At 75.4% G+C, this 18,287-nt stretch carries 22 protein-coding genes; 4 read left to right on the top strand and 18 right to left on the bottom strand.

Annotation, left to right across the window (positions count from 1 at the left end):
* Nucleotides 1-75: 75 nt before the first annotated feature.
* The 3 genes from ACI78U_RS11515 to ACI78U_RS11505 form a co-directional block, all read right to left on the bottom strand.
* Nucleotides 76-267 carry a hypothetical protein gene (locus ACI78U_RS11515; protein WP_456875448.1) on the bottom strand — a complete coding sequence of 64 codons (192 nt, stop codon included), beginning with the start codon at nucleotides 265-267 and terminating at the stop codon, nucleotides 76-78.
* Nucleotides 264-1,004, bottom strand: coding sequence for a type IV toxin-antitoxin system AbiEi family antitoxin domain-containing protein (locus ACI78U_RS11510; protein ID WP_456875447.1), 741 nt, complete (start codon nucleotides 1,002-1,004; stop codon nucleotides 264-266). Before ACI78U_RS11510 ends, ACI78U_RS11515 begins: the two co-directional genes overlap by 4 nt.
* Nucleotides 1,005-1,169: 165 nt before the next feature.
* Nucleotides 1,170-1,355 carry a hypothetical protein gene (locus tag ACI78U_RS11505; protein ID WP_456875446.1) on the bottom strand — a complete coding sequence of 62 codons (186 nt, stop codon included), beginning with the start codon at nucleotides 1,353-1,355 and terminating at the stop codon, nucleotides 1,170-1,172.
* A 149-nt stretch (nucleotides 1,356-1,504) separates the two neighbouring features.
* Between ACI78U_RS11505 and ACI78U_RS11500 the strand changes: the two genes are divergently transcribed.
* Together ACI78U_RS11500 and ACI78U_RS11495 are read left to right on the top strand one after the other, a co-directional pair.
* On the top strand, nucleotides 1,505-2,656 hold the full coding sequence (locus ACI78U_RS11500) for a diguanylate cyclase (protein ID WP_456875445.1): 1,152 nt from the start codon (nucleotides 1,505-1,507) through the stop codon (nucleotides 2,654-2,656).
* A 52-nt stretch (nucleotides 2,657-2,708) separates the two neighbouring features.
* On the top strand, nucleotides 2,709-3,998 hold the full coding sequence (locus ACI78U_RS11495) for a M24 family metallopeptidase (RefSeq protein ID WP_456875444.1): 1,290 nt from the start codon (nucleotides 2,709-2,711) through the stop codon (nucleotides 3,996-3,998).
* Nucleotides 3,999-4,000: 2 nt separating this feature from the next.
* On the opposite strand, the gene ACI78U_RS11490 is transcribed toward ACI78U_RS11495, so the two are convergent.
* The 4 genes from ACI78U_RS11490 to ACI78U_RS11475 all read right to left on the bottom strand — a co-directional run bounded on the left by ACI78U_RS11490 (nucleotide 4,001) and on the right by ACI78U_RS11475 (nucleotide 7,577).
* The gene (locus tag ACI78U_RS11490; RefSeq protein WP_456875443.1) at nucleotides 4,001-4,987 is read right to left on the bottom strand and encodes an SDR family oxidoreductase; all 987 of its coding nucleotides are present in this window, start codon (nucleotides 4,985-4,987) and stop codon (nucleotides 4,001-4,003) included.
* A gap of 24 nt (nucleotides 4,988-5,011) precedes the next feature.
* The gene (locus tag ACI78U_RS11485; protein WP_456875442.1) at nucleotides 5,012-5,437 is read right to left on the bottom strand and encodes a ChaB family protein; all 426 of its coding nucleotides are present in this window, start codon (nucleotides 5,435-5,437) and stop codon (nucleotides 5,012-5,014) included.
* Nucleotides 5,438-5,526: 89 nt separating this feature from the next.
* A complete protein-coding gene (locus tag ACI78U_RS11480) occupies nucleotides 5,527-6,258 on the bottom strand; it encodes a polysaccharide deacetylase family protein (protein ID WP_456875441.1) in 732 nt (243 codons plus the stop codon).
* A 125-nt stretch (nucleotides 6,259-6,383) separates the two neighbouring features.
* A complete protein-coding gene (locus ACI78U_RS11475) occupies nucleotides 6,384-7,577 on the bottom strand; it encodes an endo-1,4-beta-xylanase (protein ID WP_456875440.1) in 1,194 nt (397 codons plus the stop codon).
* Between the two features lie 169 nt (nucleotides 7,578-7,746).
* Between ACI78U_RS11475 and ACI78U_RS11470 the strand changes: the two genes are divergently transcribed.
* Nucleotides 7,747-8,766, top strand: coding sequence for a LacI family DNA-binding transcriptional regulator (locus tag ACI78U_RS11470; protein ID WP_456875439.1), 1,020 nt, complete (start codon nucleotides 7,747-7,749; stop codon nucleotides 8,764-8,766).
* Between the two features lie 16 nt (nucleotides 8,767-8,782).
* Here the strand turns inward: ACI78U_RS11470 and ACI78U_RS11465 are convergent, their stop codons facing one another.
* From ACI78U_RS11465 to ACI78U_RS11450, 4 genes are read right to left on the bottom strand one after another with little or no spacing between them, the layout of a single operon-like run.
* Entirely contained in the window at nucleotides 8,783-9,142 is a 360-nt protein-coding gene (locus tag ACI78U_RS11465; protein ID WP_456875501.1) for an acyl-CoA thioesterase, read from the bottom strand.
* A gap of 26 nt (nucleotides 9,143-9,168) precedes the next feature.
* On the bottom strand, nucleotides 9,169-9,399 hold the full coding sequence (locus ACI78U_RS11460) for a hypothetical protein (protein WP_456875438.1): 231 nt from the start codon (nucleotides 9,397-9,399) through the stop codon (nucleotides 9,169-9,171).
* Between the two features lie 9 nt (nucleotides 9,400-9,408).
* On the bottom strand, nucleotides 9,409-9,666 hold the full coding sequence (locus ACI78U_RS11455; protein WP_456875437.1) for a DUF2795 domain-containing protein: 258 nt from the start codon (nucleotides 9,664-9,666) through the stop codon (nucleotides 9,409-9,411).
* Between the two features lie 14 nt (nucleotides 9,667-9,680).
* Entirely contained in the window at nucleotides 9,681-10,814 is a 1,134-nt protein-coding gene (locus tag ACI78U_RS11450; RefSeq protein ID WP_456875436.1) for a baeRF2 domain-containing protein, read from the bottom strand.
* A gap of 140 nt (nucleotides 10,815-10,954) precedes the next feature.
* Here ACI78U_RS11450 and ACI78U_RS11445 point away from each other — a divergent pair, with 140 nt between their 5' ends.
* Nucleotides 10,955-11,299 carry a hypothetical protein gene (locus tag ACI78U_RS11445; RefSeq protein ID WP_456875435.1) on the top strand — a complete coding sequence of 115 codons (345 nt, stop codon included), beginning with the start codon at nucleotides 10,955-10,957 and terminating at the stop codon, nucleotides 11,297-11,299.
* 36 nt (nucleotides 11,300-11,335) lie between these two features.
* Here the strand turns inward: ACI78U_RS11445 and ACI78U_RS11440 are convergent, their stop codons facing one another.
* The 7 genes from ACI78U_RS11440 to ACI78U_RS11410 form a co-directional block, all read right to left on the bottom strand.
* Nucleotides 11,336-12,226 carry a type II secretion system F family protein gene (locus ACI78U_RS11440; RefSeq protein WP_456875434.1) on the bottom strand — a complete coding sequence of 297 codons (891 nt, stop codon included), beginning with the start codon at nucleotides 12,224-12,226 and terminating at the stop codon, nucleotides 11,336-11,338.
* On the bottom strand, nucleotides 12,226-13,167 hold the full coding sequence (locus tag ACI78U_RS11435) for a type II secretion system F family protein (RefSeq protein ID WP_456875433.1): 942 nt from the start codon (nucleotides 13,165-13,167) through the stop codon (nucleotides 12,226-12,228). The genes ACI78U_RS11440 and ACI78U_RS11435 overlap by 1 nt, the downstream gene beginning before the upstream one ends.
* The gene (locus ACI78U_RS11430; RefSeq protein WP_456875432.1) at nucleotides 13,167-14,585 is read right to left on the bottom strand and encodes a CpaF family protein; all 1,419 of its coding nucleotides are present in this window, start codon (nucleotides 14,583-14,585) and stop codon (nucleotides 13,167-13,169) included. The genes ACI78U_RS11435 and ACI78U_RS11430 overlap by 1 nt, the downstream gene beginning before the upstream one ends.
* Complete coding sequence (locus tag ACI78U_RS11425) at nucleotides 14,582-15,772, bottom strand: AAA family ATPase (protein ID WP_456875431.1); 1,191 nt, start codon at nucleotides 15,770-15,772, stop codon at nucleotides 14,582-14,584. The genes ACI78U_RS11430 and ACI78U_RS11425 overlap by 4 nt, the downstream gene beginning before the upstream one ends.
* Nucleotides 15,769-16,554, bottom strand: a complete 786-nt coding sequence (cpaB, locus tag ACI78U_RS11420; RefSeq protein WP_456875430.1) for a Flp pilus assembly protein CpaB — start codon at nucleotides 16,552-16,554, stop codon at nucleotides 15,769-15,771. The genes ACI78U_RS11425 and cpaB overlap by 4 nt, the downstream gene beginning before the upstream one ends.
* A gap of 9 nt (nucleotides 16,555-16,563) precedes the next feature.
* On the bottom strand, nucleotides 16,564-17,466 hold the full coding sequence (locus ACI78U_RS11415; protein WP_456875429.1) for a pilus assembly protein TadG-related protein: 903 nt from the start codon (nucleotides 17,464-17,466) through the stop codon (nucleotides 16,564-16,566).
* A gap of 260 nt (nucleotides 17,467-17,726) precedes the next feature.
* Nucleotides 17,727-18,116, bottom strand: coding sequence for a TadE/TadG family type IV pilus assembly protein (locus tag ACI78U_RS11410; RefSeq protein ID WP_456875428.1), 390 nt, complete (start codon nucleotides 18,114-18,116; stop codon nucleotides 17,727-17,729).
* Nucleotides 18,117-18,287: the final 171 nt, after the last annotated feature.

The raw sequence follows: 18,287 nt of genomic DNA, 5'->3' as shown, positions 1-18,287 counted from the left end.
GGCCTCTCTGCGGGCGGCTTCCGTGTGCTGCGGGGCCGATCGGACCGGCAGCACGCGGAACGACCCCGCAGGGACTCAGGAGGTGCGACGCCGGCCCCGCTCCAGAGCCCGTCGCAGGCGAGGGCCGAGTACGGCGGGGACGAGGTCGGCCCAGGTCCAGCGGACGACTCCCCAGCCCTCGTCGCGGATGGCGTCCTCCCGCCGCTTCTCGTCGAAGACGGCGTCACCCGGGTCCTGGCCCGGCCGCAGCAGCCGCCCGTACTTCACCCGACCGTCGAACTCGCCCAGGACCCGCTCCTCCTCCCAGGCGACGTCGGCCCGGCCGAGGAGCCGCCCGCCGGCCGTCCGGACCGGGAACTGCAGGGACGACGGCGGCACGCCGAGCCCGTGCAGGAGGACGCGGCTCCGGCTCTCGCCCACGCTCTCGCTGCGGGCGTCGGCGAACCCGATCGCCCGTGCCGCACGTCGGCTGCCGGGACGTGCCCGATGCGGGCGAGCCGGGCCACGAGGTCCGCCCGCTGCACGAGCCCGAGCCCGAGGGCCGCGTCGAGAACGACGACCGCGGCCTCGGCGGGCAGCGTGCGGGCGAGGTCCAGCGCCGTGCGGGCAGGCGTGGCGACGACGACGCCGTCCACGGTGGTGACCTCGTCGTCGGGCAACCGGGCGACGTGGCAGCGCAGGTACCGGCCGACCTCGCTGGACGCCGGTGGCCGCCGCGTCACGTGCACGCGGCCGAGCGGCACGCCCCACAGCGGCAGTCCCCACAGCACCGCCGCCGACTGGTGGCTGACGACCGCGGGCCGGCGCAGTGCCGCGACCGTCGCGACCACCAGGTGCCGGTGCCGCGCGACCGCGTCGAGGGACGACGGGTCGGTCAGGTAGGCGCCCGGCCGCAACCGGGTGAGCTCCCCGCGTCGCAGGCGGGCGGTCAGCTCCTCGTCGGACCAGCCGCCGTGCAGGGCGTCCCGGCGGAGGACGAGGTCGGGCGGCAGCAGGGGTTCCACGGCCCGACCGTCGTCCGGCGAGGAGACCGGGGGGAGCCCGGGCGCCAGGCCGTGGACGGACGACGCGTTGTGGACGCGGGCCGCCCTGCGGGCCGGTTCCGTGCTCCGCGGGCTAGATCGGACCCGCGGCACGCGGAACGAGCCGGCAGAGCGGACGGGCGCGGGTCAGTCGCCCTCCCGCCACTCCCGGTCCTCGGCGTCGAGGCGCTCGTTGCGCTCGGCCACCGACTGCAGCGCGTTCGCGGCCTCCTCGCGGGTGGCGTAGGGCCCCAGCCGGTGCCGCTCCGCGCACCCGTCCCGGTCCTCGACGGTGTTGTGCTTCAGGCAGTAGAACCACGGTCCCTGCGCCACGGGGGCACCTCCTCGTCGACGACCGTCCCCCTGAGCGTGCCCCGGCGAGGGCCGCGGTGAACCCCCGGCCGCCCGGTCGTGGCGGACGACGCCGTCCCGCGTGCGCGAGGCGCCCCGCTCCGGCCGTCTCATGAGGCATCCTCTCGCCCGTGACGGTCCGAGCGCGTGACCTGGACGGTCCGGCGCCCGCCCAGCGCCGGGACGGCGCCGAGACCCGAGTGGCCGCCCTGCTGCTCGCCGTGCTGCTGGTCACCGGCGGCGGCACGGGGCTGGTCAACCTCGCCCTCGACGGCGTCGTCCGCGACGGCGTCATGCGCACCGCCTACGGCGCGACGATGGCCGCCTGCCTGCTCGCCGCGGTGCCGCTGGTGGTGCGCCGGCGTGTCGGCCGCTGGCAGACCTTCGGCCTGGTGCTGCTCGGCGACCTCATCTACGCCGTCGTCGCGCTGTGCATCGAGGACCCGGTGCGCTACGCCACGCCGCTCATGCTGCTGTTCCCCGCGGTCGTGGCGGCCTGGTTCCTGCGCCCGTGGATGCTCGCGGTCAACATGGTCGCCACGCCGCTGGCGCTCCTGGTCGCGCTGTGGACCAGCTACCCCGACCCGGTCGGTCTCGCCGTCCAGGTCGCCGTGCACGCCGGCATGCTCGACCTGGTCGCGGGTTGCGTGGCCGTGCTGCGGCACCGCGAGCGGGCGCTGCTGGCGGAGACCGCGGCGCTCACCCTCCGCGATCCGCTCACCGGCCTGGCCAACCGGCGCCACCTCGTCGAGCAGGCGCCGCGCACCTGGCGACAGGCCCGCCGCGAGGGCCTGCGGGTGGCCGCGATGGTCATCGACCTCGACCACTTCAAGCAGGTCAACGACGTCCACGGGCACGCCGTCGGCGACGCCGTCCTGCAGACCGTGGCGCGGGCGCTGTCGGCCACCGTCCGGCCCAGCGACGTCCTCGCGCGGCTGGGCGGTGAGGAGCTGGTGGTGCTCGGCCTGGTCGGCGATCCCGGGGAGGCGCAGCGGCTGGCCGAGCGGCTCCGGCAGGCCGTGGCGGGCGCGCGCACCGCGCAGGGCCACGGCGTCACCGCCTCCATCGGCGTCGCACTGACCCGGCCGGTCGACGGCGAGGACCCCGCCGCCGCGCTGTGGTGGCTGGTCGACCGCGCCGACGCCGCCATGTACGAGGCCAAGCAGGGCGGCCGCGACCGGGTGGCCGGCACCTGCCCGCCGCGGCCCCGCCCCGCGCCGTCGGGCGAGCGGTTCGGCCCGCCGACCGTCCCGGGCCCGGCCCTGCCCTCCGACGTCCGCTGAGCGTCCCCGTCCTCACCCGGTGGGGAGGGCGGTTCTCTGCTTCCCTGTCCCCATGACCCTGGTGGTCCCGGACCCGACCCGGACGGTGCCGCTGCCGCTGCGGCAGCAGGCCGACGTCCGCGACCGCTGGCTGACCGAGCGGCTGCTCGAGCTGCTGCCCGGGCTGATGGACCGCGCGGGCATCGACCTGTGGATCGTCACCGGCCGGGAGAACAACGAGGACCCGGTGCTCGCGACGCTGCTGCCGGCCGTGTGGCTGTCGGCGCGGCGGCGGACCGTCCTCGTGCTGCACCGCAGCGACGACGGCGTCACGCCGGTCGCCGTCTCCCGCTACCCGGTCGGCCAGTTCCTGCCCGGCTGGTCGCCGGAGGACGGCGGGGAGTGGGACGCCGTCCGGCGGATCGTCGAGCAGGCCGCACCGCGCCGCATCGGCATCGACGTCTCGGCCCGCTGCGCGCCGGCCGACGGGCTCACCGTCACCGAGCACCGGGCGCTGGCCGACGCCCTGGGCCCGTGGGCGGGGCGCCTGGTGTCGGCCGAGGACCTCGTCGTCGGCTGGCTGGAGACCCGGCTGCCCGAGGAGGTCGCCGCCCTCGACGCCCTCAACCGGCTGACCGACCGGGTGCTCGCCGAGGCGTTCTCCCCCGCCGCGCTGACGCCGGGCGCCACGACGGCGGGCGACCTCGCCTGGTGGCTGCACCAGCGCCTGGCCGACCTCGGCGTCCCCCCGTGGTTCCACCCGGGGGTCACCGTGCAGCGCGCCGGGGTCCCGCTGCTCGACGAGGGCGGCGTGGCGCTGCCTGCGCTGACGCGGGACGCCGTCCTGGAGCCCGGCGACCTGGTCACCTGCGACGCCGGCCTCACCAGCCTGGGCCTGGCCACCGACCTGCAGCGCAGCGGCTACCTGCTGCGGCACGGCGAGACCGCTCCCCCGCCCGGACTGCAGGCGGCGTGGACGGCCGGCACCCGGGTGCGGGCGCTGACCGCCGAGGCGCTGACCGCGGGGCGCACCGGCAACGAGGTGCTCGCCGCCGCCCGCGCCGCCGCCGACGCCGAGGGGCTCGCCGCGGAGGTGTACTCCCACCCGATCGGCGTGCACGGGCACGGGGCCGGGCCGGCGATCGGCCGGTGGGACGACCAGCGCGGCGTCCCCGGCGACGGCGACCGGGTGCTGCACCCCGGCACCGTCTACGCGCTGGAACTCGCGGTGCGCGCGACGGTGCCGGAGTGGGGCGGCCAGGGGGTGCGGCTGGGCCTGGAGGAGGCCGTCGTCCTCACCCGGGCCGGGACGTCGTTCCTGGGCTCGCCGCAGCGCGAGCTCTGGACGGTGCCGGCCGGCTGACCTCAGCCCGAGGACCGGCGGCGCCGGGCGCGCATGAGCAGGTCGCCGGGCCGGGGCACCGCCCAGGCCGCCCGGCTCAGCGGGCTGGTGGTCAGCGCCTGGTCGGCGTACTCGCCGCGCACCCGGCCGGGTCCCGGCGTCGGGGTGTCGAGGATGTCGGTGCCGTCGTCGGGGCGGTCGCTGGTCTGGGCCCGCGGGCCGACCACCGACAGCAGCGCGTCGGTGAGCGCGGGGCTCACCTTCTGCCCGGTGAGGAAGCCGAACGCGGCGTCACCGACCGGCACCTCGCGGCGCGGGTGCTCGGCCAGCCGGACGACCGCCTCGGCGACGAGCTCGGGGGCGTACACCGGCGGCGGGGGCTTGGGCATGGACCCGGTCCGGCTGCGCGAGTGCTCGAAGAAGGGCGTCGCGATGCTGGCCGGCAGCACCGTGCACACCGACACCGGGGAGCCGGCGTCGGTCAGCTCCATGCGCAGCGCGTCGTAGAACAGCCGCACGGCGGCCTTGCTCGCCGAGTAGGCCGCGTGCAGCGGCAGCGCCCGGTGGCTCTCCACGGAGCCGATGCCGACCAGCACCCCGCCGCCGTCCCGCTCGAGCACCGGGACGGCGGCCTTCGCGGCGGCGACGTGGCCCAGGTAGTTGACCTCGGTGACCCGGCGGAACTCGGCCATCGTGGTGTCGGCGACGGTGGCGTAGACGCTGACCGCCGGCACGGTGACCCAGGTGTCGACCCGCCCGAAGCGCTCCTCCGCGTCCTGCGCGAGGGTGGCCACCGCGTCGTCGTCGGAGATGTCGGTGGGGACGGCGACGGCCTCCGCCGGGCGCTCCCGGAGGTCGTCTACCAGCGTGGCCAGGGCCTCCACCGACCGCGAGGCGACGACGATGCGGGTCACCCCGCGGCGGACGAACTCCAGCGCCGTCGCCCGGCCGATGCCGCTGGAGGCACCGAGGACGACGACGACCTGCTCGGACAGCGGGCGTGGGCTCATGGCGCCCCGGTACCCCACCCGCGGCTACTCCTCCCGCGCCCGGCGCGTCTCCCGGTCGTTGGCCTGCTGGATGGCGTCGACCAGCTCGTCCTTGGTCATCGACGAGCGGCCGTGGACGTCGAGCCGCTTGGCGACGTCCAGGAGGTGCTCCTTGGTGGCGTTCGCGTCGACCCCGCCCTTGGTCTCGCGGTCGGTGCCGGCGCCGCCCTCGGCCTGGGGGTCACTCGGCCCCTTGTGGTCCTTGGGCTCCCAGTGGTCGCCGACCTTCTCGTGGGTGTGCTTGACCGCCGCCCATGCGACCCGGTTGGCCCGCTGCTCGTCGCCGTCGTAGGTCTCGACGGCGGAGTCGTGCGCCTTGGCGTACGTGCGCTGCGCCTTCTCGTCGGAGCGCTGCAGGGTGCTGGGGAGTTCCTCGTCCCTCGCGTCGCCGCTCTTCGTCGTCTTCGGCATGGCGCTGCACTACCCCGTTGGGACAGGCAGGACCCGCGACGGGGTGCCACCGGCGGCACCCCGTCGCGGGTCCCCCTGTCAGGAAACGGTCAGCCGCGGCGGTCGGGCTTGTGGAAGCGCCAGCCCTCGGCCTCGAGCTCCGGGATCACCCGCGCCACGGCCTCGACGGTGCCGCTGCGGTTGATGTCCGGGCCGTCGTGGAGCAGGACGACCGCGCCGGGGTTGGCCCGCACCCGGCTCTCCAGCCGCTCGGTGAGGACGTCGGCGTCCTGGGTCTCCCAGTCCTCGATCGTGACCGTCCAGCCGAGCGGCTGCATGCCCAGGTCGGCGGCGACCTGCGGGCTCTGGCCCCAGGCGCCGTACGGGGCGCGGAAGTAGGGGATCCGCGCGCCCGGCACGATCTCGCGGATGAGCGCGGAGGTGGCCTCCAGGTCGGCGCGGACGGCCTCCGGCGACCAGTTGGTCAGGTTGTCGTGGTGCATCGTGTGGTTGCAGAGGGTGTGTCCCTCGGCCACGATCTGCCGGACCAGGTCCGGGTTCTGCCGGGCGACGTCGCCCCACAGGCAGAACACCGCCTTCACGTCGTGCTCACGCAGCACCCCGAGCAGCCGCGGGGTGTCGCGCGGGTTGGGCCCGTCGTCGAACGTGAGGGCTGCGACCCGGCCCTCGAGCTTCGTGGTCGTGACGATCTCGGCGGTCGCCGGGCCGCCCTGGCCCGGGCCGGCGCCGGCGGCCTGCGCCGGCGCGACGCCGAGGAGCAGTGCGCCGAGGGCCAGCGGTGCGGTGACGAGGCGCAGCGCGCGCCTGCGGGACGTGGTCATGGACTCCCCCTGGAACGTGATCGGACCGGGACGGGCGGCCGCCCCGGGGTGGCCGCTGACGCCGGGCGGTCGCCGTCGTGCGTGGCGACCGCCCGGCGGTCAGCTCCTGGCCGGTGGGGCCGCGGTCAGTCCTGCGCCGCGGCCAGGGTCTCGTGCAGCGCCCAGTAGGCGGGCTTGCGCTCGTAGTCCTCGAACATCACGGTCGCCGCGCCCTGGCCCGGCGAGAAGCTCGGCACCCAGGAGTACTTGTCGGTGAAGCCCCAGATGGTGAACGAGTTGCAGTCCTCCACCGCGAGGCAGGCCTCGAGGACGCCCTGGTACGTGTCGGCCTGCTCCTGCAGCAGCTCCGGTGTGGGCCGGCCGTCCTCCGGCAGCGTGAACCGGACGTCGAGCTCGGTGATCGCGGTCTCCAGGCCCAGGTCGTCGAAGCGCTGCATGTTGGCCTGCAGAGTGCTGGGGAAGGGGTACTGCAGGTCCAGGTGCGCCTGGAAGGCGAACCCGTGCAGCGGGACGTCCTCGGCGAGCAGCTGCTTGGCCAGGTCGTAGTAGGCGGTGCTCTTCGTGTTCCAGTCCTCGACGGCGTAGTCGTTGAGGAAGAGCTTGGCCTCCGGGTCGGCCTCGTGGGCCCAGCGGAAGGCGTCGGCGATGATGCCCGGGCCCAGCTTCGCGATGAACGGGTTGGCCGTGGCACCCGTCGAGCCGTCCCGCAGCCGCACGCCGCCGTTGTCCCACTCGTCGGCGAAGATCTCGTTGGCGACGTCCCACTGCTGGATGCGGCCGGCGTAGCGGCCGACCACGGTCTGGATGTGGTCCTTGAGGACCGCGCGGAGCTCCGCCGGGTCCTCGATCTCGTGCACCCAGGCCGGCAGCTGGCTGTGCCAGAGCAGGGTGTGCCCGCGGACGACCTGGCCGTTGGCCTCGGCGAAGTCGACGATGGCGTCGGCCGGCCCCCAGTTGTAGACGCCCGGTTCGGGGTGGATGAAGTCCCACTTCATCTGGTTCTCGGGCGAGACGGAGCTGAACTCCGCCGCGAGGAGACGCCGGTACTGCTGGTCGTAGGTGAACGGGTCGGGGTAGCCGGCGTCCACGTGGTGCCCGCCACCGGCGGCCGCGGTGCCGATGACCAGGTCGTCGGGCGCGACCGTGCGCAGGCCGTTCTTCTTGGCCTGGCCGTAGGACTGGTCCTCGTTGGCGTGGCTCGGCGGCGCCTCCTGCGCGGGAGCCGCGGCGGCGGGCAGCACCGCCGCGGACAGGAGGACGGGCACCAGACCGAGCCCGAGGGCACCCCGGGCGACGATGCGGGACGTGTGAGCACGCATGCAGCTGGACCTTCCGAGAGGAGCTGTTCGAGGTTTCCGAAAGTTTCCGGAACGTGAGCCACGTTACGGATGGGTGTCGCGGTACGTCAAGGCTCGGTCTCGGACCGTGCGGTGGGCCCGTCCCGAGGGCGGGCGGCCCTAGGCTGGACCCTCCGAGGAGGAGGAACGGGTGTCCGAGAGTCAGGGCCGTGCCATCACGATCGCGGCCATCGCGGCGGAGGCCGGCGTCTCCCTGCCGACCGTGTCCCGGGTCCTCAACGGGCGTTCCGACGTCGCGCCGCGCACCCGCGAGCGGGTCGAGCAGCTGCTGCGCGAGCACGGCTACCAGCGCCGCGGGGGCCGCGCGCGGGACCGGGCACGGCTGGTCGACCTCGTGTTCAACGACCTCGACAGCCCCTGGGCGGTGGAGATCATCCGCGGCGTCGAGGAGGCCGCGCACGCCGAGGGGGTCGGCACCGTCGTCTCGGCCATCCACCGCCGCGCCAGCGCCACCCGCGCCTGGCTGGAGAACCTCGGAGCGCGGGCGAGCGACGGCGCCATCCTGGTGACCAGCGAGCTGGACCCGACACTGCGGTCGGAGCTGGAGGAGCTGCAGGTCCCGGCCGTGGTCATCGACCCGGCCGGGGTCGCGTCGCTCGACGTGCCGACCATCGGCGCGACGGACTGGGCCGGCGGGCTGAGCGCCACCGACCACCTGACGGGGCTGGGTCACCGGCGGATCGGGTTCGTGGGTGGCCCCGCTCCCCTGTGGTCCAGCCGCGCCCGTCTCGACGGGTACCGGGCCGGGCTGAGCGCCGTCGGCGTGGCCGTCGACCCGGCGCTGGTGCTGGAGGGCGACTTCGGGTACGCGTCCGGGTTCGAGTGCGCCGGTGCGCTGCTGCGGCTGCCCGACCGGCCCACGGCGGTCTTCGCCGCCAACGACCAGATGGCGCTCGGCGTCTACGAGGCAGCCCGCAGGCAGGGTCTGCGGGTGCCCGAGGACCTCAGCGTGGTGGGGTTCGACGATCTGCCCCAGGCCCAGTGGTCCCCGCCGCCGCTGACCACCGTGCACCAGCCGCTGGCCCAGATGGGCATGCTCGCCGCCCGCACCGTGCTCCGGCTGATGCAGGGCGAGCCGGTCGAGGGACCACGGATCGAGCTCGCCACGCGGCTGGTGGTCCGGGACAGCACCGCACCTCCGCCCGGCTGACCGCCCGCGCCGGCGGTCAGTCCACGAGCCAGCGCGACCAGTGCGCCCGCTGGTCCCCGGTCAGGGGCGTCGAGGCGTCGGCGGCGTAGTCGAAGTTCACCAGCACCATCTCCGCGCGCAGTGCCGGCTGCCCGTCCTGGGCGAGCTCCTGGCGCAGTCCGATGGAGCTGCGGCCCAGCCGGGTCACCGTGCCGACGACGGTCAGGTGCTCACCGGCGCGGTAGTGGATCTGCCGCAGGTAGTCGACCTCCAGCCGGGCGAGGATGATCCCCGCGCCCGGCCTGGGGTCGGCCATGGCCAGCCGGGCGTCCTCGAGCAGGCCGAGCACGCGGGCGTGGTTGACGTGCCCGAAGACGTCGGTGTCCGACCAGCGCAGCTGGACCGGGTGCTCGTGCGGCCGGCTCAGGGCAGGTCCGCCGTCTCCGCGGACTGCCGGTGGGCGCCCTGGGCGTCGTCAGGGTCCGGGTGCAGGGTGCGCTCCTCGGACTCGGCGAGGATCACCTCGGCGGCCACCTCCTCCATGCCCGAGCCCTTCATCTCGGCCTCCTCGGGGAGCAGGTCGGCGCGGGTCTCGATGTTGTGCTCGGTGACGTTGGCCAGTGCCTCGGGGCTGGGTTCCTTCTGCGTGACCACGAGGTCTCCTCAGAACCGCTGCTGCTCGGTGCCGAGGCCCAGGGCCCGGGCCACCTCCTGCACGTTCTCGAACCGCTCGCCCTCCGGCAGCCGGCGCAGGTCGGCGAGCACCCGGTCGGTCGCGTTCGACTCCTGCGCCCGGGCGAGGAGGGTGTCCCGGTCGGCCGGCCACACCTCCTTGCCCAGCACCTCGGCGATGGCGGCACGGCGGTCGACGTCGGCCGGGCTGGTCCCGGCGGGTGTGCCCTCCTGGTGCGGATCGGACATGGCTGCGGCCTCCGTCACTGCGGGGTGGGGGTGGAGTCGTCGGTGTAGCGCAGGATCGCCGCCACCGGGATGTCCCCCGGCATGGCCGCGCGCGGCACGACGACGACGCCGGCCGTGCTCGCCACCGCGGCCGCCAGCAGGGCCCGCTCGGCCGGCACCGAGTGGACCTCCTGCACGCCGAGGGCGTCCATGTCGGCCTGGTCGACGCCGAGCTCGAGCGGCGAGGCGCCCACGAGGAGCTTCTCGTCGTCGGCGGGGTCGGCGAGCACGAGGGTCTCCACCTGCGCCTTGCGGAGCGCCTCGACGACGTTGGCGGTGCCGGTCACGGCCAGCCCGTGGGCACCGGCGGAGCTGATCTTCTCGACGACCTCGGCCTCGTCGTGGGCCTCGTGCTCGGCGACCAGCTCGGCGGCCTTGCGCTCGACCGGCTCCCGGTCGGCGCCGGCGGCCCGGCCGCCCTCGTCGATGGAGACGATCAGGTCCGACCACAGCCCGCTGGCGCGGTCGGTGAGGATCTGCCGGGCGCGCATGTCGCCGGCCAGCAGGACGAAGCGGGGGTGCACGCGGCGCACGACCGAGGCGATGTGCTCGGCGACGTCGTCGGCGTTGTGCACCCACTTGTTCTCGGCGTTGTGCTGGTACCGGTGGTGGGCCCAGCCGCCGCCCTGGAACTTGCGGATCTGGAAGGTGTCGCCCTTCACCGTCTCCTCCTCCTCGGCGTGGCCGGGGAGGGTGGCGAGGGTGAGGTCGGCACCGGTCCGGTCGGTGAGGACCACGACGTGCGGCACGCGGCCGGGCAGCGCGCGCAGCACCGGCAGCAGGTCCGGCTGCGGCGACCACTCGGCGAGCTCCTGGCGCGGCACGTCGCCGAGCTGGGAGTCGAAGACCACCCTGCCATCGGAGGCGACGATCACCGCTCGGCCGCGGATCGTGCCGGCCTCGCCGCCGTCGTTGCCCTCGAGCAGCCGGCTGCGCACCGCCTCGACGACGGCCTCCGGTGCGCCCTGCTCGGTGAGCTTCTCGGCGACCGCCCGGACGCGGAGGTCCAGCTCGGTGTCGGCGTTCTCCGTCACGTGGGTGACGTCGGCGGTGACGGTGGCGAAGGGACCTGGGGCCTCGAAGACCGGTGCCAGGAAGGACACGTCCATGGGGTGGGGACCACTTCCTCAGTGCGGGATCGGTGTGCGGAACGGCGTCCTCGGCGGGACGCGCACTGCTCGCCGCCTACCCACCGGCCCGACCGCCACACACGGTGTCGGATCCGGCAGGCAGGGGTAGGCGCCTCCCCATGACCGAGCACGACCAGCTGCCGCTGCCCGACTACGACCACCTGCCGGTGGAGGGACTGATCTCGCGCATCCGCACGCTGGACGCGACCGGCCTGCAGACGCTGCTCGACTACGAGCGGGCCCACGCGAACCGACTGCAGGTCGTCATGGCCATGGAGAACCGGCTCAAGTCGCTGCACGAGGGCGCGCAGCCCTCGGGCGGTGACCCGGCGGCCGCGGCCGCGGACGACCCGGTGCACGCCTCGGCCGGCTCCAAGGTCTCGCAGGCGACCTCCGGTCCACCGGTGAACCCGCCGTCGCAGGGCGACCCGACCAACCCGGCCCAGCCCCGCTCGACCGGCTGAGCCCCTGACCCGTGCACGTCCGCGGAGGTGCACGGGTCAGCCGCTGAAGGCGCCGACCATGTCCATGACGGCGGGACCGAGCAGCACGATGAACAGCGTCGGCAGGATGCAGACGATCAGCGGGAAGATCACCTTGACCGGGATCTGCATCGCCTTCTCCTCGGCCCGCTGCCGGCGCTTGAGCCGCATCTCGGCGGCCTGGGTGCGCAGCACGTCGGCGATCGAGACGCCGTAGGCGTCGGCCTGGACCACCGCGCGGATGAACCGGCGCAGGTCGGGGACCGCCGTCCGCTCGGCCAGCGCCAGGTACGCCTCCCGCCGCGGCTGGCCGACACCGATGTCCTGCAGCGTGCGGATCAGCTCCTCGGCCAGCGGGCCGCGGCCGTTGCGCCCGGCGCGCGACATCGCCGCCTCGAAGCCGAGCCCGGCCTCCACCGCGATGGTCATCTGGTCGAGGGTGTCGGCGAGCTCGAGGCCGATCGCCTGCTGCCGCTCCTGCCCGCGGCTGTGGAGCAGCAGCTCGGGGACGACGTAGGCCACCCCGGTCGCGACGACGGCCATCAGCACGGTGAGCGGGCCGGGCCGGGCGGTCGCCACCAGCAGGCCCAGCGCCGCGGCGACGGCGGCGAGCACCAGCTTGGCGGCCACCAGCCGGGGCACCGGCCACTCGGCGGGACGGCCGGCGGCGGCGGCCAGCCGGTCGAGCCGGGCCACCGTGCCGGCCGGGGTGAGCGCCCCGGCCAGCCGCGGCAGCAGCCGCGGGCGCGACCGGCCGGCGGTGGCCCCGGGCAGATCCAGGCCCCGGGTCAGGTTGGCGCGGGCACGGGCGGCGTCCTGCGGCCGGGCCAGCAGGGCCCAGCCCAGCAGTGGGACGGCGAGGGCGACGGCCAGCGCGGCCGCGAGCACGGGAGGCGGGAGGGTGCTCATCAGAACCGGATCGTCACGGTCTTCTTGAGCCACACCGCGCCCACGGTGAGCAGCGCGGCGGCGACCCCGATCATCACGTAGCCGGCGAGGCTCTCGGTGAAGCCGGAGAGGTACGCCGGGTTGCTCACCGCGAGGAACGCGACGATGCCGAACGGCAGGGCCATCAGCACGACCGCCGACAGCTTGCCCTCGGCCGACAGCGCCTTGACCTGGCGGCGGATCGCGTTGCGCTCGCGGATGGTGTGCCCGACGGTGTCGAGCACCTCGGCCAGGTTGCCGCCCACCTCGCGGTGGATGGCGATGGCCTGCGCGATCCAGCGGAAGTCGTCACTGGCGGTCCGCTCGGCCACCTCCTCGAGGGCGTCGCCGAGGTCCCGGCCCACCCGGGTCTCGTTGACGATGCGAGCGAACTCCTCCGAGGTGGGGGACGCCGCCTCGGTGGCCACCGAGTCCACCGCGCGCAGCAGGCTGTGGCCGGCCCGCAGGCTCGAGGCCATCAGCTGCAGCGAGTCGTCGAGCTGATCGGCGAAGGCCGCCTGGCGCCGCCGGCGCCGCAGGCCGAGCCCCACCTTGGCGCTGAGCGGAGCCAGCGCCGCGAGCGGCACGGCGAGCAGCACCCCGCCGGCCAGGAAGCCGAGGGCGCCGAGGACGAGGCCGGCCAGGCCCACCAGCAGGACGACGTCGGCCAGCGCCATCGCCACCCCGGCCCGCTCCAGCGCCGCGGTGCCGGCCGCCACCCGGCCGCGGCGGGCCAGCGCGCGCTCGACCGCGGCCCCGGCGACCGCCGACGCCCCCGCCAGCGCCGATGCCGGGGGCGCGACCGTGGGGTCGAGGCGGGACAGCGGCACCCGCCGCGGCCCGGCCGGCAGGACGGCCAGCGCCAGGACCAGCAGCGCGGCGGTGACCGCGAGCAGCCCGGCGGCGAACAGCAGCGGGGACATCAGGCCCACCCCCGGCGCGGCTCGACGGTGCCGAAGACCCGCGGGGAGACCCGGATGCCGAGCTCCTCGAAGCGGTCGGTGAACCGCGGCCGGACGCCGGTGGGCACCGGCCGGCCGAGGAACCGGCCGGCGGCGTCGACGCCGGCGGAGTAGTCGAACAGGAACGCGTCCTGCAGGGTCACCGTCTCCCCCTCCATGCCCTGGACCTCGGTGACGTGGGTGACCCGCCGCGTGCCGTCGCGCAGCCGGGTCAGCTGGACGACGACGTCGACGGCAGAGGCGATCTGCTCCCGGATCGCCCGCAGCGGCAGGTCCATGCCGGCCATGAGCACGAGGGTCTCCAGCCGGGCGATCGCGTCCCGCGGCGAGTTGGCGTGCACGGTCGACAACGAGCCGTCGTGACCGGTGTTCATCGCCTGCAGCATGTCGAGGCTCTCCCCGCCGCGGCACTCACCGACCACGATCCGGTCGGGCCGCATCCGCAGCGAGTTGCGGACCAGGTCGCGGATGGTGATGGCGCCCCGGCCCTCGATGTTCGGCGGCCGCGACTCCAGCCGGACGACGTGCTCCTGCTGCAGCTGCAGCTCCACGGCGTCCTCGATGGTGACGATCCGCTCGCCCTCGGGGATGAACGAGGAGAGGACGTTGAGCAGGGTGGTCTTCCCGGTGCCCGTGCCGCCCGAGACGATGATGTTCAGCCGGGCCTCGACGCAGGCGTGCAGCAGCTCGGCCATCTCCGGCGAGAGGGTCCCGAAGCCGATGAGGTCCTCGACGCCGAAGGGGTCCTTGGCGAACTTGCGGATGGTCAGCGTCGAGCCGGAGAAGGCCAGCGGCGGGATGATCGCGTTGACGCGGGACCCGTCGGCGAGGCGGGCGTCCACCATCGGCGAGGACTCGTCGATCCGGCGGCCCACCTTCGAGACGATCCGGTCGATCACCCGGCGCAGGTGCTCCTCGGAGGTGAAGCGCGCCCCGGAGCGGACCAGCTTGCCGCCCTGCTCGACGTAGACCGCGTCGGGGCCGTTGCACATGATCTCGGTGACACTCGGGTCGTCGAGCAGCCGCTGCAGCGGGCCGTAGCCGAGCACGTCGTCGGCGAGCTCGGCGGTCAGCCGCGCCCGCTCCTCGGCCGACAGCGGGACCCGCTCCTCCTCGACCACCTCGTCGAGCTCGCCGAGCACGATCGTGCGCAGCTGGTCCTCCGACAGCGACGGGTCGTTCATCCGGCTGCCCATGCGCTCGAACAGCGCCTTGGCCACCCGGTCCTTGAGCCGGGTGAGCGCGTCGGTGGGCGGCGCCGCGACCGGGGCGGCCGGCCGGGACACCGGCCGCGGCGGCGGGACGGCGGAGGGGGCGGCCGGGGCCTCGGGCGCCGAGTGCCGTCCCTGCGCGGCGGCCAGCCGGGAGGCGAGGTTCACGACGCCGCCCGGTGCTTGGCGCGGTACCGGCCGGGGCGCACGATCGGCGTCGCGGCGAACCGGGCGACCAGCCGGCGCAGTTCCTTGGCGGCGGGGTCCCGGCGGCCGGCGGCGAGGATCGGCACGCCCTGGTTGGTCGACGCCGGCACCGCGGCCGAGCGCGGGACGACGACGTCCACCCCGGTGCCGATCGCGGTCTCCACGTCGCGCACCGACAGGCCGCCCTTGGCCTCGGCGAAGTTCATCACCACGTGCCGGCCGGCGGGGATCATGCACAGCTCGCGCAGCACGTCGAGCTCCTTGCGCAGCCCGCGGACGCCGGGGACGTCCATGCTGCTGAGCATGACGACGTCGGTGGCCCGGTCCAGCGCCGCGAGGGTCTGCTCCGACAGGCCCGGCGCGGTGTCGACGACGACGTAGCGGAACTCGCGGGCCAGCGATGCCAGCAGGCGGGTGACGTCGGCGGCGGTCACGGTGTCACCCGCGGCCGGCGAGTCCGCGCCGCAGACGGCGTAGAGGCCGCTGGGGTGCTGGGTGAGGAAGGTCTTGAGGACCATCGTGTCCTCGGCCGCCGGGCCGTGGGCGACGTCGGGCAGCGCGTACTCGGGCACCAGGCCCAGCGCCGAGGCGACGTCGCCGAACTGCACGTCGAGGTCGACGAGCACGGTCGACTGGGGCGCGGTCTCGGTGAGCCCGATCGCCAGGTTGGAGGCCACGGTCGTCTTGCCGACGCCGCCCTTGGGCGAGGCCACGGTGATGACCCGGCCGGTGTAGCGGGCGGTCTCCTCGACCGGCCGCAGCACCCGCCGCCGTCCGGCCGCGGCCGACCCGGCCCGCTCGACCGCGGCGCGGATCTCGGCGGGGTCGGCGGCCGGCGCCAGCAGGTCGCGGATGCCGGCGCGCATGGCCTCCTGCCAGGTCTCCGGCGTCGGGTCGGCGACCAGGACGACGCTGATGCCCGGGCACTGCACGTCCAGGCGCGCGGCCAGGCCGAACGCCTCCTGCAGCACCGCGTCGGGTCCGATCAGCAGGACGTCGGGCAGCTCGCCGTCGACCAGCTGCTCGAACAGCCGCGCGGGGTCGGCGGGCAGCCGGCCCGGCGGCAGCACGTGCACGTCGCCGTCGGCCGCCTCCTTGACGCGCAGGACGAGCTCCTCGCCCGCCGCGCCGAGCACCACTCGACTCACTTGGACTCCCCGTAGACGTTGCCCAGAGCGGAGAGGTCGCCGTACACGTTGCCCTGGGTGACGATCTTCGTGCCGCTGCGGTCGGCGCCCTCGGGCTCCAGCGCGAGCCACACGGTCCCGTGCTCCATGCCGAAGACGACCAGCTCGGCGTCGCGCGCCGGGACGGCCACGGTGACCAGCAGGCTGCCGGTCGGCGCCGCCCCGCCCGACGACGCGGTGTCGGTGGTGTCGTCGGGCACCGGCGCCGGGGCGCCCTGGACCTGGGTCACCAGCGCGCCGTGCAGGGTCGCGTGCGTGGTGCCGACGGTCTTGCCGGCCTCGTTCTCCAGGGTCATGGAGACGTAGACGCCGATCTCGTCGCCGGCCGCCAGCCGGCCGCCCACGGCCCGCTGCGGCTCGAGCAGGACGCTGACCTCCGAGGTCCCCGGGGGCGCGGCCACGGTGCCGGGCACGGCGAGGTCCTCGGGGGCGGCGAAGCGGGTGGCCAGCAGCTGCTCGCCCGGCTGCAGGTCGGCGGTGGCCACCTGCCCGGCGAGCTGGTCGAGGTCGGTGACCCCGCCCTCGACGGCGGCCTTGGCCGGGAGCCGCTCGGTGCGGACCAGGTCGGGGAGGTCCTCGGCCGGCGTCCCCTCGGGGACCGGCCGGTCCACCACCAGGACGTCCACGGTCCGCACCCCGGCGAGGGCACGGGCGTCGGCGCCGCGCACGTAGGCCAGCAGCACCACCGCGCCGGTCCCGGCGAGGAGCAGTGCCACGAGGGCGGCGAGCAGTCGTCGTCTCACGAGGAGCCCCTATCGGACGAGTCGGAGGACCCAGGCACCCATCTGCGGGGCCTCGGAGTCGTAGTCGAAGGCCTCGCCGAGGTCGACGAAGCGGGTGAAGTAGCCCGTGACGCAGCGGTCGCTGCCGCCGCACGGCTTCGGGTCGGTGCTGAACTGGCCGCCCAGGTGGAACCCGGTCAGCCGGAAGGCGGCGTAGCCGTAGACCCGGTACCAGGCGTTGCTGCCGGTACCGCCGTACTCGTCGAAGATCGGCAGCAGCACGGTCCGCCCCAGCCAGGCGGAGAAGTCCTGGGGCGAGCACTCCGACGGCGGCGTGTTGCCCGTCGAGGAGTACGAGCGCTCGTCGACGGCGCTGGAGGCGCGGCACCGGCCCGGGTCGCTGACCAGGTAGCCGAAGCCGCCGGGCACGAAGTTGTCCGACGGCCCGGTGCAGTCCTCGGGCGTGTCCGAGGACTTGGTCAGGTAGATGGTGCGCACCGTGGTGCCCGAGGGCAGCCCGCCGCCGGTCTGCTGGCTGAACTCGCACCAGCTGAAGGTCAGCGGCAGCACGGCGGTGCCGCGGCTGGGACCGCCCCACGCCACGGTGGCGGTGGCCGAGACGTCGGTCGCGTCGTGACCGATCACGGGGGCGAACCAGTGTTCCTGCGGTGCCCGCCCGGCGACGGTGACCCGGTTCGGGTTCGACGCCAGGACCGGCGGTGCGGCGGTGGCGTCGCCGAGGTTGGCGTCGACCATGGCCTGGGCGGTGGCCTGCATGTCGCCGCAGGCGCCCTTGGCGCAGTCGGCCGCGACGGCGAGCGCGGCGGCGTCGGCGGCGACCTGGAGCCGGGCCCGCTCCGCGTAGAGGGCGCCGACGTCGACGGCGATGGCGGTGAAGCCGAGCATCGGCACGAGGAGCAGCACCAGGAGCACCGCCGAGGCACCGTGCTCGCCGGCCAGGCGCCGGCGGAGGACGGAGCGCCGGGGCGCGGGTGAGGTGCTGGAACGGCCCCTCCGCGAGGCCCCGCTGCGAGCCTGCGAGTCGCGGGGGGCAGGTGAGGTGCTGGAACGGCCCCTCCGCAGGGCCCCGCTGCGAGCCTGCGAGTCGCGGGGGGCAGGTGAGGTGCTGGAACGGCCCCTCCGCAGGGCCCCGCTGCGAGCCTGCGAGTGGCGGGGGGCGGAGGGGTCCTTCGTCAGCCGTTGCACCGCATGACCCCCGTCCCGGTCAGGTCGATGCTCGCGCCGAAGAAGTCGGTGAGGAACGGCATCGGGTAGTCGACGGTCACGCGCACGTTCGCCGTCCCCGTGGGAGGGCACGCGGCCGGCGTGACGGTGATCTGGCCGTTGGTGATGGCCGGGTCGAGGGTCGGGGCGGCGGCGCGGACGGCGTTGCGGGCCGCGGCCGGGTCGTTCTGCAGGGCCATGGCCCGCGCGCCCTCACGGGCGGCGGCGGTCAGGGTGCCCTGCACCTGGAACGCGTGCCCGAACTCGGCGATGCCGAGCACCAGGACGAGCAGCACCGGCAGGATCAGCGCGAACTCCACGACACTCGCGCCGCGCTCGTCGCGCACTCGACTGCGCACCGGTCCCCCACCTCCTCCGCTGGTCGTCGTCGCCGTGCTCGGGGACCGAGTACGGCGCGGGGGGGGGGGGGGGGGGGGGGGGGGGGGGGGGGGGGGGGGGGGGGGGGGGGGGGGGGGGGGGGGGGGGGGGGGGGGCGGGGGGGGGGGGGGGGGGGGGGGGGGGGGGGGGGG

This window comes from Geodermatophilus sp. SYSU D00710 (assembly GCF_054050195.1).
Note: the sequence above shows the minus strand (reverse complement) of the source record. Positions and strands in the feature narration are given on the sequence as shown.